The 17,711-nt window shown below is 39.5% G+C and carries 9 protein-coding genes; all 9 read right to left on the minus strand.

The window, feature by feature from the left end:
- Nucleotides 1–103 precede the first annotated feature (103 nt).
- A complete protein-coding gene (locus IFO69_RS08215; protein ID WP_192009579.1) occupies nucleotides 104–1,807 on the minus strand; it encodes a SusD/RagB family nutrient-binding outer membrane lipoprotein in 1,704 nt (567 codons plus the stop codon).
- Nucleotides 1,808–1,827: 20 nt separating this feature from the next.
- Nucleotides 1,828–5,004, minus strand: a complete 3,177-nt coding sequence (locus IFO69_RS08220; protein WP_192009580.1) for a SusC/RagA family TonB-linked outer membrane protein — start codon at nucleotides 5,002–5,004, stop codon at nucleotides 1,828–1,830.
- A 513-nt stretch (nucleotides 5,005–5,517) separates the two neighbouring features.
- Nucleotides 5,518–5,841: a Maf family protein gene (locus IFO69_RS08225; RefSeq protein WP_192009581.1), complete on the minus strand. Its 324-nt coding sequence runs from the start codon at nucleotides 5,839–5,841 to the stop codon at nucleotides 5,518–5,520.
- 254 nt (nucleotides 5,842–6,095) lie between these two features.
- Complete coding sequence (locus IFO69_RS08230; protein WP_192009582.1) at nucleotides 6,096–7,814, minus strand: tetratricopeptide repeat protein; 1,719 nt, start codon at nucleotides 7,812–7,814, stop codon at nucleotides 6,096–6,098.
- 343 nt (nucleotides 7,815–8,157) lie between these two features.
- Nucleotides 8,158–9,804, minus strand: coding sequence for a RagB/SusD family nutrient uptake outer membrane protein (locus tag IFO69_RS08235; protein ID WP_192009583.1), 1,647 nt, complete (start codon nucleotides 9,802–9,804; stop codon nucleotides 8,158–8,160).
- 21 nt (nucleotides 9,805–9,825) lie between these two features.
- Nucleotides 9,826–13,332 (minus strand): TonB-dependent receptor, encoded by a 3,507-nt coding sequence (locus IFO69_RS08240; protein WP_225444049.1) that lies wholly within the window; start codon nucleotides 13,330–13,332, stop codon nucleotides 9,826–9,828.
- 127 nt (nucleotides 13,333–13,459) lie between these two features.
- Nucleotides 13,460–14,509: a FecR family protein gene (locus tag IFO69_RS08245; protein WP_192009584.1), complete on the minus strand. Its 1,050-nt coding sequence runs from the start codon at nucleotides 14,507–14,509 to the stop codon at nucleotides 13,460–13,462.
- Nucleotides 14,510–15,323: 814 nt separating this feature from the next.
- Nucleotides 15,324–15,920 carry an RNA polymerase sigma factor gene (locus IFO69_RS08250; protein WP_192009585.1) on the minus strand — a complete coding sequence of 199 codons (597 nt, stop codon included), beginning with the start codon at nucleotides 15,918–15,920 and terminating at the stop codon, nucleotides 15,324–15,326.
- Nucleotides 15,921–16,146: 226 nt separating this feature from the next.
- Nucleotides 16,147–17,622 (minus strand): sulfatase family protein, encoded by a 1,476-nt coding sequence (locus IFO69_RS08255; protein ID WP_192009586.1) that lies wholly within the window; start codon nucleotides 17,620–17,622, stop codon nucleotides 16,147–16,149.
- Nucleotides 17,623–17,711 lie beyond the last annotated feature (89 nt).

Genomic DNA, 17,711 nt, shown 5'->3' on the forward strand with positions numbered 1-17,711 from the left:
AAGAATAAAATAGTGAAAATTAATGATAAATAGGTGCTTTGAATCAAAACAAAAAAGGAGACCAATTTGGTCTCCTTTTCATTTATCACTACAATTTCCAGTATTACTTAGCCCACCATAGTTTGGTACCTTGCATATCAGGTCCCTGGTTAGAAATGGCGTCATTGTAATTGTTAGGATTGGAAGCTTGCAAACTGCTACCGTATCTCAACCGCTGTGGATAGCCACCTGCTGTGATGGTACCCGGACCATAAAGCTCATAGTCACTCACTCCGGCAGCCAAAGTAGCTGGGTATCCAGAATCCCTGACAATAGCCCATGCTTCATAACCATCAGTATAATGCGCTATCCAACGCTGGATATATACTTTTTCTAAGTTTTCATCGGTAGTACCGTCCAATTGTGCAATGGCCTCGTTGGCTAAGAAAGCATCAATGCTGGCATCATCTACACCCCAAACACGCATCGCTTCTTTGATACCCATTTGATACAATTCCTGTGCATCGCCTGAACCAAGACCTTTTAGAACAGCTTCGGCTTGTAGTAAATAGGATTCACCAGACAAAAGCACTGTTTCTGGCGTAGAAGTACCACCTTGGTTTTTCTGTTGGATCACCAAATCACTTGGAGAACAGAAAAAGCCAAATTGAAGCAATGAAGACATCTCTCCGCTCAACCTTACAGGTTGACCTATATAATTGGTGTTCTCAGGCATCGAAACTACAATTTGACTTCCCTGATCATCCCAAGTATATTCAGCTCCTGATTCATCAAATAGAGTTTTTAGGAAGTTGGTTCTCTTAGGGAAAAGATCATAACCTTCTTGGTCTTCCGAAGCAGTAGGCCTGATAAGTGTAAACTCTCCCCCTGCTGCTGGCTTCACATATTGATCAAGACGAGGATCATTATTATCTCTTAGGTAATCCACTAATTCGCGACCAACGGCCCAGTCTGAACCGGCCCCGAAGTTATGCCAAACATCTGCATAAGTCGAATAATCCCACTGAGATATCTCCAGATCCTTTTCAATCAGCGCACTTTCTCCCTCACTCAAAAGTGGCGCTGCCAATGCTTCATTGATAGCGGATTGACTAAAATCATCACCTGTTGCACCTTGCGCTCTCATGGCCATTTTTAACTTCAAAGTATTTGCAAAACGCTTCCACTTCTGAAGATCTCCTCCATAAATAACGTCATTGTCCCCTAAGTCTTCCAATGCATCACCTGTGCTTGTATTATCTCCAATGGCAGCCATAGCAGCATCCAAGTCAGCAATGATGCCTTTATAGATATCTTTTTGTGAATCAAATTTCGGTAAAGAGATATCCTCATCGCTGAAAACTTCACTGTAAGGAATCATTCCAAATGTATCCGTGTACAATTGGAAATAATGGCTTTTCAAAATCAAGACTACCGCATGGGTCAACTCATTTTCAAATGCACCACCCGGCTCAGTAAATTCAAGCAATTGTTTTACGGTGCCCAAAAGTCCATTATAATGGTCCCACGCAGCATCAGTATAAGCTACATCATAAGAGTAACCCAACTCATCACTCCACCAGTTACCATTTTGGCCAAAGGTAAAGTGGCCTGCATAACGATCTGTATGGATTAGGTGAGCCCTCCAGTAATTATATCTTGCAGGGATATAAGGACGGATCATCAGCTCAGTTAAGAAATACTTTGCACTGGCATCATTCTCACCAATTAGGTTGGGATTGGTATTCATCTCTTCAAACCCTGCTGTGCAACTTCCCAAAGTGGCAATTGATGCCAATCCAATTAAAGTTTTATGGAATATTTTCATAATCTTCGATTTTAAACTAATTAAAACTTCACGTTCAAGTTAAACCCAAGGGATCTAGCTGTAGGCATCGCGTAGTAAAGGTAACCTTGACCGGCGTTGCTGGTACCGAGAGTAGCCTCTGGATCAAACCCACCATCAAATGACTTGTAGATAAAGAACAAGTTTCTTCCAATGAAGCTAATGGATGCAGACCTCACCACGCTGTTTCCTAAGAAGGAAGTAGGAATCTGATATGTCAAAGACAATTCTCTAAGACGAACATTGGTCTGATCCATGATGTAATTAGAACCAATGCCACTCATTGCTCCCCAATACTGCTGGGCAGTAATGGATTGGGTGTTCTGAGAATAACTACCATCTTCATTTTCAATCAGTCCATCCACTACAATCCCTTCCTCTCTATACTGAAGGGTCTTTTGTGAAATACCGGCACCGTCCATGGCAGCTTGTGTACCTGCATACATTTCACCACCGAAACGTCCATCAATCAAGAATCTCAAGTTGAAGTTTTTATAGCTAAAGGAGTTGTTAAAGCCTAGTAAATAATCAGGTTGGAAATCTCCCACTTTCACCCTTTGGGCAGTAGCCTGAGGCATGCCACTGGCAGTAAGGATCATTTTTCCTGTCTCAGGATCAGTCATGATATCTGTAGCCCAGATTTCACCATATCCACCACCTACAGTTGCACGTGTTTCTGCAGATCCAGAGTTATTCACATTCCACTGACGATTAAAAGCATCCGGTAAAAACTCTTTTAACTCATTGCGGTTGTGGGAGAAGTTTACATTGGTATTCCAAGTGAATTCTTCGGTTTCAACCGGCGTACCCCCCAGCATTACCTCAATCCCTTTATTGGTAATTTCTCCAACATTGGTATGTACTTCAGCTCTTCCTAGTGGGTTTACCGCCAAGTTGTCTGTGGAAACAATATCAATCAAGTCCGTAGAGCTGATATCATAGTAAGCTACATCAAAGTATAGTCTGTTCTTGTAAAGACTACCTTCAATACCCACTTCATATGTTTTGGTAAACTCTGGACTCAAATTCTGATCATACCATACAGATGGAATGGTCAAGGTAGTAATGCCTAAATAACTGTTGTTCTTGTTCTTTAGGTTATAGCTGTTTTGCAAGCTCCAAGCCGAAGCATCTTTACCTACACTTGCCCAGCTACCACGTACTTTAAGGTAATCCATTACACGCTGGTTAGGGTCGATGAATTCACTCACCATCAAAGCAAGGTTTACAGATGGGTAGAAATAAGACCAGTTGTCAGAAGGCAAAGTAGAAGTCCAATCGTTTCTTCCAGTTATGTCCAAAAACAGGATTCCTGCATAATCGAATGATGCAGAAGCGTAAAGGGAATTAGTAACACGCTCAGTAGGAACACCGGCGCTATAGTTTACCTGGTCTGCACTACCAATGGTTGTTTTAGTAGGAATACGTAAGTTCTGGCCATTAAGGCTCATGCCTTGGGAAAGCTGCTGCAAGTGGTTTCCACCCACATTGGCCGTTACTCTTAGCTTTTCAGTGATATTCTTGTCAATCATGAACAAGAAGTCCGCATTGGTTTCTTGATAACGGTTGTTAGAAAAGCCTACACGGCCATCAGGGTAAAACCAGTGACCTGGCTGCGTAGCACTTTCAAAACGAATATCAGTCCAGTCAGTACCTACACGGGCATGAGCTGACAACCAGTCGGTAAATTGGTATTGCAACTTGGCAAAACCAAGGAACCTGCTTCTGGTGTCTTCTGCTTTATCATAGTTAAGTGTCCAATAAGGGTTGATTGCACTTTCAGCATAGTTTCTTACCAAGCCAGTTTCCTCATCCAAGTAATCCCTGAAATCATCCATAATGGCATTTCTAGGCACACTGAACACCCCGGCCAAAAGACCTTCAGAACCTTGATTTACCCTGTTACGCGTAAATTGATTTGTATAGGTAGCTTTTGTGTCCAGAGAAAGCTTGCTGGAAAGCTTAGCTGTAGCTCTTAAATTAAAGTTATTTCTCTTCAGGAAAGAATTCTCAACCATGGCCTCATTGTAGGTATTGGTATAAGAGAAACGTGCAGTAACTTTTTCGTTTCCGCCGGTCAAAGCCAAAGTATTGACAAAGTTACCTCCCGTATTGAAGAAGTCTTTTACATTATCTGGCTGAGCGGTATAAGGCTTGTTCGTTCCATCCCAATAAAGTTGGTCACTTCCATCCATTTTACCACCCCAAGAACCTCCAGTAGTACGGAGTTCATCGATTGAAGATGGCGTTCTTCCCGCTGTACCTTGTCCATATTCGTTTTGGAACTCAGGAAGGAGCATAGGATTGGAAAAGACAGAACTACTTGAGAAGTCCACTCCTATGCCTTTTCTATTGTTTCCTTTTTTGGTGGTGATCATAATCACACCGTTTGCAGCTCTAGACCCGTAAAGTGCTGCAGCATTTGGGCCTTTAAGCACAGTCATGGACTCAATATCATCCGGGTTCAAGTCAGAAATACCAGAACCTGTATTGGTACTGGTGTACATGTCACCACCTTCACTTGTACTGGAATTGTCCATTGGAATACCATCCACAACATACAATGGTTGGTTACTTTGTGTCAATGAGTTGTTACCACGAATGATCACTCGGACACCAGCGCCTGGACCAGAACCTGCCTCTGTGATGTTTACACCGGCCACTCTACCTTTTAGGTTTGAAACAGCACTTGGTGAGGCTTTGACCGCTGTCAGCTCCTCACCATCCACTTTTTGTACGGCATAACCGAGTGATTTTTTATCTTTCTCAATGCCAAAGGCAGTTACCACCACCTCACTTAGCTGCTCCACATCCTGTGCAAGCACAATGTCAATAACTGTTTGGTTGCTGACCGCTACTGTCTGTTCAACATAGCCTAAATAAGAAAATTTTAAAGATTGACCCGGTTCTACATTGATGGTATAATTACCGTCCAAATCTGTAATGGTACCTCTACTGGTACCTACAATTGAAACACTTACTCCTGGAATGGGAGCACCATCTTCCTCACTGGTTACAGTACCTGTTATCGCAACAGGAGCCACAGCAGATGCAGAGAAACTCAAGGGCTGAATTCCTTCACTGGCATAAAGCAAGTTGCCCGCAATCGGTTGCAGCATCGTGCCGAAAACAGTCAATAACGTTACTGGTTTTAGTAATCGTAAAATTTTAGTTTTCATAAAACTGGTTTAAGGGTATAAGGTTGAATAATAAATTTTTTAAATCACCAAGTACATTGATGAACCGTTACGCAAAAGCTTCAAAAAGCCAATAAATTGTCGGCGAAAATCACTGGCTTGGAACTGTTATATTGGGTTTTCCTAATTTACAAGGAAAAAATTTCTTTAACTTTTCGTTAAAGGATTGTCAATGTATAGATTTTTTAAAATAAATCGAAATACATTTAAGATATTTTTTTAAAACAATCAGGAAATACGCGATAAACTGTTTATAAAAATAGATGATCGTAAAACTATGATCAACAGCTATTATATAGTTCCAAGTGGAGTAAAGTCCACTTATCTAAAAAATAAGATAGGTTTTGCAGGATTTATTGAAAGAAATTAAAGCAAAGATGAAAGCTAAAAATGGACAAAACTTTATTACTTAAATAAGAAGTTTTAAAAAACTTGCTTCACAGGGACTCAAATACTTAATTTATTTAAAAATTACTTTTTTATTTTAGCCAAAGATTAGGTTTTCAAAATTCCATCTTTGTTACACTTCCAAACCAACCAGTCCTGAACCGCTCTCAAGCCGTTTTCATTCATCCACTGGTAAGTGTCGCGATAAAATTCCTCTGATTTTTGACAAATTTCTTGCTGGGTTAACTGCCTAGTTGGTTGGGTCACTTCCCATAAATAATTATAGCCACAAATTTGTATCAACTCCAATTCAGACAGTAACCGTTCGGGATTGGAAATATTACTGGCACTAGCAAATGCCATAAATTTTTCTTGATAATTTTCTTTCTCCACAGTGAGCAACTGAAGTAAGTCGTTCTTATTCGTTTCCATAATTAAGGTTATCGGATTTGATTTGGGAAATCCACGATTAATGCAAAAGTATTTAAAATCATGAACTAAGATAGAAAAACAAAGTAAAATTCAATTACCCCTAAAAAGCCGCTTACAAGCATTTAGAGGGATATTTTATACTTTTCTTAAGTTAAAATTTTATAGACGAAAATTATATGTATTCGAAAAGCAAAAAAGAAAACAAAAACGTAAAAAGCTTATTTTAAAGACGTGTCATCCATTGACACACATTATCACCTTATTTTTGGATTTTCCAGTTTAATGTCCGCTGTACTCCAAACTTCTACCAAATCACTCTCCGTTTTCTTAGCCAATTCAAGATCTCCATTAAGTCGGTAGGCAGCTATTAGACCATGCAAAGCCCATCCATTTTTTGGGAAACTGAACAGGTCCTCTTTATAGGTAAAAATCGCCTCTGTATATTTCCCATCAAGCAAGAGTATCGCCCCCAAATGATGTCGAACCGAAAAAAACCAATCTGGAGGCTCATTATAATTCAAACTATCCTCCAATAAAACAGCCTCTTCAAGCAATTGGATGCTAGTATCGTATTGATACTCTGCAGCCAAAATTTCAGCCTCCAATACCTTTTCAGCAATTTGAAGTAGGTCATAGGTAGAATTAATATCCCAAACCGTAAGCGTTTTGAAACTTTCATCAGTCGCTTTTTCTTTTAGTAACCCTAACTCTTTCTTTGCTTCCTTGATATTACCTTTTCCCAAAAATGCCATCCCACGAGCGTAGTTCCTGATGGCCTCAGGGTAGCGAAGCTCACTATCCTCTGCTGGCATGGAAAGGATTTTATCCCATTCACCAAATTTCACATATACATAATAGGGAATGGTATAATAATGCTGTAAGGTACCCCAACCAGGCTCCTTCATCACCAGTTTATTGGTATGCTCCGACAATTTCTCTGCTGCCAGAATAGCCCATTTCTTATTACCTTCAAGGGTGGCTGTTGCAGCCATAAAATGATAATTATGAGGAAAATAAGCCAATGGATAAGCACCCTGCGCATGACATGCGCTAACATAAATACTATCCGCTTCGATTGCACGAATATTAGCCACTGTACCTTTGTGGTATTCTCCAGTACGGATATAAATATGTGAAGGCATATGAAGCAAATGCCCAGCGTTAGGCACTAAGCCATCATCAAAAGCTGCTGCGCTTGTGTTCGCTTGTTCAGGCTCCAAAGAGGCTTCTACCGCATGGATATACAGGTGATGTCCTCCTGGATGATCAGGATCCATCTCAAGAACATGATTTAAAGAGCTTAAAATTTCAGGAGTCCAAGCCTTGATTTTACCCTCCTTGTCATAGAGGTCCCAAGGATGCTGATCCATCAAAGATTCGGCATAAAGCGTGGCAATATGGGCATCTTCTGGAAATGCCAGACTCACCTCTTTCATAGCCTTTGAATAAGCTTGATCCAAATGGCTACGGTCCTCTGGTACTTCCAATGAATACCTTTGGGCCATAGCTCCAATCAATGCTTTTTCTTTTTCACTAACTCTATTGGATTTTGAAACTGCTGTTTGAATAGCATGATAGGCTCTTTCATAATTGTCCGCTTCCATTCCTGCGTTGTAGTTTGGCCCCAGAACATAGGCATATCCCCAATAAGCCATGGCAAAGTCCGGATCAAGTTGACTGGCGTAATAAAAAGACCTCGCTGCCTCAGCATGATTGAATCCATAGGCCAAGACCAAACCTTGATCAAAATACCTTTGTGCCAACTCATTACTTGTACTCATCGGCCAATGGATTACTTCCAAACCTTCGAACAAAGGTGCCTTGCTTCCAGACTCATACCAAGTTTTATCTGTAACTAAGGAATTAACCGAACATAAAGTGATGTCACTAGCTGTAACAAGTTTTTCTTCTGCTGGCTTTTGCTGACAAGCTATAATTACAAAAACAGGTAAAAAGATGATAATTGGCTTCATGTCAAAAGATGGTCAATAATAAGATGTTTCTTTCTAAGTATAATAGAATCAATCACGGCATACTAATAAACCTAAATAGGTTAAAAGACCTAAAACATAGCTTTCGCTATACCCAATTACTCAAAATAGTACAAGCAAAAAAGTCCTCAAATCGACATATGAGCCTAAAAACAACTAAAAGTACGATTATTTTAGTAATAAATAAAACTAAAAACACTGACTATCATTACATTAACCGTCACTCTATTGTATTTTTAATAACAAAAAAAACCGGTGAAACCCAAACCAACTTTTGTTCGAGTAACACCGGCTTTAAGTACAAAGCAAATAAAAAATTATTTTTTTATTCCCATCCGCTCGTTTGCTCCAAGTTTGGATTCAGTGAAAGTTCATTTACCGGTACTGGGAAATAATAGTTCTTATTCTCATCAAACAGATAAGCCTGATCTGAAATGATATAACCTTCATTATTTAACTTAACATCTGAACCAACTTCATAAGCATCATAATTGGCAATATCCACAGAATTGAACCTAATGCCTAAAACAGGCTCAGTAAGTTTCAGACCTTCTTTCCAACGCATCAAATCATCATAGCGGAAGCCCTCGAAGGCTAGCTCTACCCTTCTTTCCCTTCTCACATCATCAATGATACTTCCCTGATTCAATACTAAATCAGCCACTCCTGCTTTGGCTCTCAGTAGATTGATCGTCATATCAACATCAGCTTGGGTAATACTTCCCAGTTCCGCCTTAGCCTCCGCATAGATCAACAATATCTCAGCATAGCGGATAAGTGGCGCATCCATATAAGCTCTATCCCAAGGAGCTGTTCTATCCTGCTCCTCATTATAGAATTTGGCAACTTGGTAACCCGAAGGAGAAGATTCATTGGAGCTCAAACCAATGGGATCAGAATTTAGGTATAATTGACCATCCACGAAATAGGTCTCCGGCTGAGCAAAAGTACCTGCCAAACGCTTATCTCTATTGGCAAATTCATCTTCAATAGTAGCATCACCCTGATATAAAGGACTCTCTTCAATTGATAGACCATCCACACACAGGTAATCATTGATCAAGCTCTTTGTACCTCCAAATTCAGTTCCCTCAGTATGGGTCAGTACATTTGAGGCGTTGTGATAGATCTGCAAAGCATCATCATAATCCCTGTAAAAGACGATTTCGTCATTTCCTACCAAATTCATATTGGCAAACAAAGCATTATAATCACCATTTACATCAATGCTGTAATTACCCGAATTCATCAATGCTTCAGCAGACTCAGCTGCAGCTTGCAAATAGACTTGCTCATTTCCAAGTCCATGATACTTTCTGAAAGTCCCTTCATGAAGCATGATGCGAGCCCTGTAGGCATTGGCAATGTCTTTGGTAAAGCGGTTGCTTTCTGCTGTGTTTGCCATCCATTGTACTGCAAAGTCCAAATCCGATTTGATGAAAGCCATCACTTCGTCACGGCTGGACTGTGCCTCATATAACAACGGGTCAGTATCCGTAAGTACATGGTCCACTATTGGAAGTTTTCCATATAACTTTAACTTGTCATAATACTCTAATGCTCTCAGTAACCTAGCCTCTGCGATATAAGGGTTTTTAGCAGCTTCCTCAATATCTGACGCAGCGCTATTTTCCAACATCTGATTGATATCCCTTATCAAATCCCAGTCCCAGTCTTCACGACCGGGCGTGTTGGCTGTATTAATCCCCAAACGAACATCCTCTGGAGACTGAACAAAGGAATTGTCACTTAAATTATCATCAGTAAGTATCCCAGCATTAAATCCTCCTCTAAAGCCTTTAGTAGCAAAATAGGATGCATAAAGCTGGTTATTATAGACCTGAAGGTCTGAAGCACTTTTCCAGAAAGTATCATCATTGATCTGTGTTTCAGGAAAAGTATCTAAAAATTCATCATTACACCCTGTCGCAAATGCAAGACAGGCCAATAGAAATATTGCTGTTTTTTTCATGTCTTTGTGTTTTAGGGTTGATTAGAAACTAAGACTTAGCCCAAAGGAAATTCTTCTGGACAATGGATAGAGCTTACCAGACTGGTCTCCCCCATTGCTAAAGCTTGCACTCCCAAGGTTATCTTGGCTAGGATCCAGCACTTCAGGATCAAAGTTCTCATTGAGCTTCGTAAAGGTCAAGAGGTTTTCTCCAGAAACATACACTCTCAAACCACCAATTTTAACTCGCTCCAGCATAGCAGAAGGTAAGGTATAACCTATAGTTAGATTTTTAAGTCTCAAGTAGCTGGCATCTTGCAGGTACCTAGTTTGTACTTGTGTGTTTCTGTTGGTTACTTGCCCTTGACTTGGACGGAAGTAATAGGCATCCCTATTTTCTGGAAGGCCATCTGATCCGTCACTCCAAGTCTCATTATAGACATTATCCAAAACGATCACATTGCCATAGCCTCCTGTACTTCCAAACATCAAAGGACCATCCAACCAGAAATCTCTCTTACCAATTCCTTGGAAGAACATGCTTAAATCGAAATTCTTGTAATTCAAACCACCTCTGATACCATATAAATACCTTGGAGAAGCATTACCAATGATCCTTCTATCTCCAGAATCATCCACTGTGCCAGCACCACCATTGATAAATCCATCATTGTTGAGATCTGCATAATGTACATCTCCTGGCGCAATCAGGTTACCACCACCAAGTTGGGCATGATCAGCCGCATTATCGATTTCCTCTTGGTTTTGGAAAATTCCCACCGTTTCATATCCCCATATTTCTCCTAATGTTTGACCTACATAATAGCCGCCTGAGAAAGAATTTGTTGGATTTTCATAACGTGTAATTTCACCTTTGGAGTCTGAAACTACTACATTCAAGTTATAGCTTAGCTCACTATTGATCTCATCATTCCATCCTACTGATGCTTCCCAACCTTTGACTCTTAGGTCAGCGGCATTTTTCTCAGGAGCATCGGCACCAAAAATCCCTGGTAAAGCCGCTCCTGCAACCAACATACCTTTTGTATCTCTTTGGAAGGCATCAAGGGTCACATTCAATCTTCCTTGAAGGAAAATCATATCCAAACCAATATTGGTAGAACTTACTTTTTCCCATGTTCTATCCGAAGAAAGAGGATTTTGAGGACTTAAGCTTACCGGACGGCTTCCTCCCATAATCCAGTTGGTCTGAGGAACAGTAGTATATCCCACAAATGGATAATACGCTCCAGATACCTGATTACCCAATTGACCATAAGAAGCACGTAGCTTTAAGAGGTTCAACCAAGTAAGGTCTTTCATAAATTCTTCATCGGTTATTCTCCACCCAGCCGAAACTGAAGGGAAGAATCCAAAGCGATCATTTTTATTGAATCTAGAGGATCCGTCGTAACGACCATTGATTTCAAGTAAATATTTTCCTTGATAAGTATAGTTCATTCTTACGAAACCACTTCTCAATGCCCAGTTATAAAAATCATCTGTAATGATTGGGTCTCCCAAAGTTGTAGATGAAGAAAGCACATCATCAGAAATCAGGTTGGTATTATAACTCTGGTTAGAAGTGTATGTGGCCTTTTCTTGGTTAAAACCTACAGTAGCTTCTATGCTATGTCCACTACTCCAGTCTTTGGCATATTTTCCATAAATATCAAAGGCGTAATAGTTATCCACAAAATTAGTACGCTCGATGTAGGAAGGTTCTGCTTCTGGAGAAACCGTAAGGTTGTTCCAAGGTTGGATAGAGTAAAACTGTCTGTTATTTCTAACTCTTTGTCTAAACTTAGGATTAAAGGTGAAGTTAGAAAACACTTGGAAGTCTCCAAATTTCATTTCCACACCGGCCTTTGTATTCAAATTGTAATTAACCAAATTGTTACGCCCACCATCTTCTATCGTCGCTACAGGATTCAATCTATGGAAAGTGGCATAATCTACTCCATCCAAATTATAATAAGGAGTCCAAGTTGGTCTTGCTCTCCAAACTACGTGGAAAATAGAAGGTCCGAAACCTCCACCGGGAAGATTATGTACATCTTGCTCAGCTCTGGAAAAGTTGACCTGGAACTTAGTAGTCAACCATTTATTAAGATCTGAGCTAAGATTAGAATTGAAATTAAACCTTTCGTAAAAATCATTCCCTATTTTCACTATTCCATCCTGACGCGCATAAGCTACAGAAGCACGGTAAGCAGAATTCTCAGATCCACCTGTTATGCTGAGGTTATGGTTGTGCCCAGGAGCGGCATTCGCAAAAACCAAATCCGCCCAGTCTGTATTGGCATGCTCATAGTAAGCTGTACCTGACGGCTTAAGGGTATAATCATCCGTAATAACCCCATCCACTCGGTCTTTAATTAAACCCAAATGCTCATCGTTAAAAACCCTAGCTCCATTAGTGCTGGATGTCATACTGTTCACAAACAATGCATAGCGATAAGAATCCGTCTTATCCGGAAGAATGGTTGGTCTTGCGGCAAAGACATTTCCAGAATACTGGATCTGTGGCTTTGTGCTTTTGGATCCTTTCTTCGTAGTGATCAAAACTACCCCAAAAGCGGCTCTTGCCCCATAAATTGCTGCTGAAGCGGCATCTTTAAGTACAGTGACACTTTCGATGTCCTGCGGGTTGATATTATTAATATCCATCTGCGCACCATCAACCAAAACCAATGGTTCTCCTCCATTGATACTGGTAGCACCACGAATATTGAAGCTTGGGTTACTTCCTGGTGAACCACTGTTTGAAGCAATGTTCAATCCAGGCACTACTCCTTGAAGACCATCAGTCAAATTAGTAATTGGACGATTTTCAAGCACTTTGCTGTCTGTCATTCCAACTGCTCCAGTTAGGTTTCCTTTCTTCTGGGTACCATAACCCACCACAACTACTTCTTCCAAGTCACTTACGTCCTCTTCCAAAACCACATCAATTACAGATTGGTTGTTGACGGTAACAGTTTTAGAAAGAAACCCAACGAAGGAATATACCAAACTTGATCCTTCTTCTACACTTAGGGTGTACTTCCCATCAAGGTCAGTCGCAGTACCGTTTACGGTTCCTTGCTCCACCACAGTTACTCCTGGAATAGGCTCACCATTCTTATCGGTAACTGTTCCGCTGACTTGAACTTCTACCACAATGGCAGGTGTGAAGCTTTTTCTTTTGTGCTCCTTCACACTAATGGTATTATCAACCTGTCTAAAGGACAATTCATGAGATGTCGCCAAATTGATCAAGACGCTTTCCAATGACTCATTTTCCAATTTGAGATTTACAGGAGGTAGGTTTTTTACCAATTCATCCTTATAAATAAATTTAAAATCAGTTTTGGCATTGATTTCCTTGAAAGCTTCAACTAATGAAGCTTCTTTAAGATCAAGGCTCAAGGACACCTTAGTGATATCCAAGGATTCCTGTGCCTTAGTTGGAGCTGCATAGATCAGGTTCAGAAAAAGTAACTGAAACACAAACCCATACAGATAGTATTTTCCTATCATACATATCGCATGTAATGTTTTTTTCATAGTTTTGAGTGTTTTATTGTTTTACATAAGGCATTAAAACATCGATAATTGGCCTAAAGCCTGAGAAACTTGGCCATCTATCGAATCGAGCCAATGGGTGTACCCGTTGGCTTCTTTTAATTACAGTTTATTCATTGGCATTAAATTTTAAGGCTATTTTTTTACGGTCTATTTTATAACTGAAGCCCATGGTATAACCAAGGCTTTCCAACACATTTTCAAGTGAGGCATCTTTAAATTCTCCGGACACCTTTTCATCCTTTTTTGGCGAATTTTGAACAGTAATCTCTACCGCATACCATCGTTCCAAAAGCCTTTTCACTTCTGAAAACTTCATTTGATTAAAACTTAATACGCCATTTTTCCACCCATATGCCTCTTGGGGATTGAAAACACCTTTAGATAAAACATCCTTATCTAATTTCACTTCTTCTCCCGGAACCAAGTACAAATCTTCCTTTTCCCTATTTTCATTATAAACCCTTACTTTTCCTGTAGCAAGTTGCACACTTGTGGAAAACTCCTGATAGGCTTTAACATTAAAAGAAGTCCCTACCGCAACAGTGACCATATCTCCAGACTTAACAGTAAAAGGCAAAGCTGTATCATGTTTCACTTCAAAAAATGCCTCTCCCTTAAGTTGAAGTTCTCTATTATCCTTTCCGAAATTATCCTGATAGGTGATTTCACTTTCTGAATTCAAATAAACTATACTTCCATCTGGCAGATAAAGTTTGGACTTTTGCCCTTTTGGATTTGCTTTAACAATTACCGCAGCAGCTACCTCTATTTTTTCTTCACTATCCTTGTGGTTAATGGCCAAAAAAGTGATAGAAGCGAGTAACACAACCATCAATATTGCAGCAGTCCTGATCCAAAACTGATTCCAAATGGTTTGTTTCTTTTCTTTGGTAAAAAATCCTTTAGAGCTATCAGCCTCAATAGTATGCTCTATTTTTTTAAACAGGGAATACTGTTGAGCATCTTTCATTACCTTACCCTGATCGTTAATAGACAATAAAATGACCCGGGCTTGTGCATAAAGCTGCCCATTGGTTTCATTTTCGTTAACCCAATTGATCCATTTCAAATTTTCTGCCGGCTCTCCATCAAGTACCCAGCTTTTAAAAGAATGGTCAAATAATAGGTCTTCTATTTTAGAATAAGATTTCATCATTTTGTCTATCTGACCTACAGAGAGCAAAAGGCCTAAAATCTCATCGCCTTATTTTAAAAAAAATAACTTTTCTTTAATCGGATGTTAATCAACATTGAAAAAGGAATCTGCATATCCGCTATTTCACCAGTATACTTAACCCTTCAAAACATTCTCCCAAAAACAGCTCAGATCTCATAGAAATGATTGTCTAAACCTTTCTACTGCCCCTGCTAGGTCCGTGGAATCTCCGTTGCGGGACGGACAGGTAGTGGGAGTCAGGTTACTGGTGTCAAAATGGTCCATATTAATGAATGTAACATTTTTAACATTGACTCTTTAACTCATATTTAACCCCTAGTTAAGCCGTGTTTATCCCGTGTTTATCCCGTATTTCTCTTATCAGTGATTCAAGCTTGTCTAAACCTTAAGTCCTGGAAAAACTTGGGTACATACCTTTCAATGTTTTGGTTATAAGTACCTTGGGAATCCTTCTATCCCTCATCGCGATAAGCCAATATTTTTCCAACTATTAAGGAGCTGAATGGCTGATTTGATTTTTCGAATTGTTGGGGGGATCAGATAGCTCAGATAAGATTTTCTTTCTTGCAACATATTTCGAGGAACACAAAGGTTGCTATCCTACTTTGGTCAAATTGTAGCACCGGGCTTTAATAAATGCCTACTGAAGAACAGCTACATTCTAAATGCTTCAGTTCTATCTGGCAGTTAAACAGGCTTCCAACCACTTAAGCAAAGGATGTATGGTTACTGGCATTATTGCGGATAATCAGAAAAAGGAATCCTGGTTGAAGCTAACTGGCTTATGGCAGGCTTAAAAATTAAGCAATGCAAAGCAAAAAATACTAATGGCAATCTTTCTGAAATCCAAACTATTCTTTAATGTTTTGATTCCTTTAAAAATTAAGTTATAAATCGACGGAACTTGCACGCCCATCAATTCTGAGATCTCCTCATAATCCAACTCCTCAAGTACCCTTAAATAGATTGCTTCTTTTTGTCTCAATGGTAAGTTTTCAAGTGCTTCATTGATCATTACAGCAGATTCAGAAACAATATGATGTTTTTGAAGCAATTCCTCGAAAGACTCTTCCCAAAGAAATTTAGCATGGTACTCGTCAATCGATTCTCGTTTATATTGATGATTGACCATTTTTATAATTTCCCTTCTGAAGGAGGAGAAAAGATAAAATTTAATGGACCTATGGATGCTTATTTTTTCCCTGACATTCCATATGTGCACAAACACATCATGAATCGCATCTTGGATCAAATCCTCATCATGGGTAAACCCAAAACCATATTTAAACAGGTCTTTAGAATAAGCCTTATAAATCACCGCAAAGGCCTCCCTGTCCCCAGCAGAGATTCTATTCCAAGTCTGTATATCGTTTAGGCTATCTTTATTCATGTATTCAATTAACAAAGTCCGTAGTAAAAACAAACTTCTATTGATAAACAACTTTTAAATATAGGTTTTCTGGCCTAAATAAAAAATTCACCAAAGAATTTATTCGATCTTTCTTCTATTGTACTGTTTTCATTTTGAAACTTTTCAATACAATTTTTTAAAAATATCATAAAAAAACCATCTTCATTTTTTAGAGACGGTTATAAAAACTCACATATTTAACATTTTAATCTTCTTCCTTTATACCTTGTAATATCTTGGACAACTCGTCCACAATTTCTGGATGGGCAGCATATAAATTGTTACTTTCAGCCGGGTCATCTTTCATATTATACAATTGACCTGGCGTTTCAATACCATATCCTTCTTTGTTTAGCCCATCACTGAATCCTCCGGATTTTTGGGACTGAATTAATTTCCAATCTCCTTTTCTTATTGCAAAAACTCCTTGATGAGAATGATGTACCAAAAAGTTTCTTGCTGGCTCATTGGCATCCTTCAAGGTTGGCAACATGCTTTGTCCATCAGGAGAGCTATTTTCCTTCTTTTCTATACCCACAATATCCCTCACTGTTGCCATAATATCCAATGATGAAACCAGACCTTTGGCAGAAGTGCCAGCCTCAATATGTGTAGGCCACTTTACAATAAAAGGCACCCTATGGCCTCCTTCCCAAGCATCTCCTTTATAACCTCGCCATGAGCCATTTGCATAGTGTCCATAATCCTTTATCACAGAAGAAACTGGTCCGGAATAGTTTTCTCCATTACGAGCAGGAGAACCATTATCACTAGTAAATATAACAATTGTGTTTTCATCCAGGCCATTTCGCTTCAGCGCATCCATCACCTGTCCCACAGTCCAGTCCACTTCCTGCACAAAATCACCATATGCACCCGCTTGACTCGACCCCTTGAATTTAGCAGTAGGAGCAATTGGAGTATGGGGTGCTGTCAAAGCAAAATACAAGAAAAATGGTTTATCAGTTTTTGCAGCACTTTCTATATATTCTACAGATTTTTGGGTGATGGTCGGCATAACATTTTCCAGTGTCCAACCTGGCGCCATGACACCTTTATGGCCAAACATATCATCAGGCTTTGATACACTTGGCATTTCTACTACTTTCTCATTTTCAATAAAGGTATAAGGTGGAAAATTGGGAACATCATCCCCAAAATAATAATCGAAACCAGCGGCCAAAGGACCTCCTTTGATAGGCTCGTTGTAGTTTACTTCAGCTCCATTATTATCTTCTGCAGGCACAGTATCATGGGTAGACCAATTCCAACCCAAGTGCCATTTACCTATGGCGGCGGTCTGATACCCTACAGACTTCAACATATCCGGAAGGGTCTCCCTATGTTCTTCGATAAGTGGAGCTTCCCAAGGCCATAGGACACTTTTTTTCAATCTGGTTCGCCAACTATACCTCCCTGTCAAAATACCATACCGAGTAGGCGTACATACTGAAGATGGTGTATGGGCATCTGTAAACCACATTCCATCTTTCGCCAGTTGATCTATGTAAGGAGTATTGACTTTTGCTTGATCATTGTAAGTTCCTACATCACCATAGCCTAGGTCATCCGCCAAGATCAAAACAATATTAGGAGGCTTATTATCTTCCTTTCGATTACAAGAAGTCATCAATGTCATAGTAAGCAAAAACAAGGCGAAGATCAATTGTTTGTAATTCATGGCTATTTTTTAGGTCTATAGACCTATAAATATAATAAAGTTTTTTGCGTTCCTAACTGGTCAAATCAAAAAAATAGGGCTAACAAAAT

Origin of the sequence: Echinicola arenosa (genome assembly GCF_014841125.1) — a bacterium.
Lineage (GTDB): Bacteria > Bacteroidota > Bacteroidia > Cytophagales > Cyclobacteriaceae > Echinicola > Echinicola arenosa.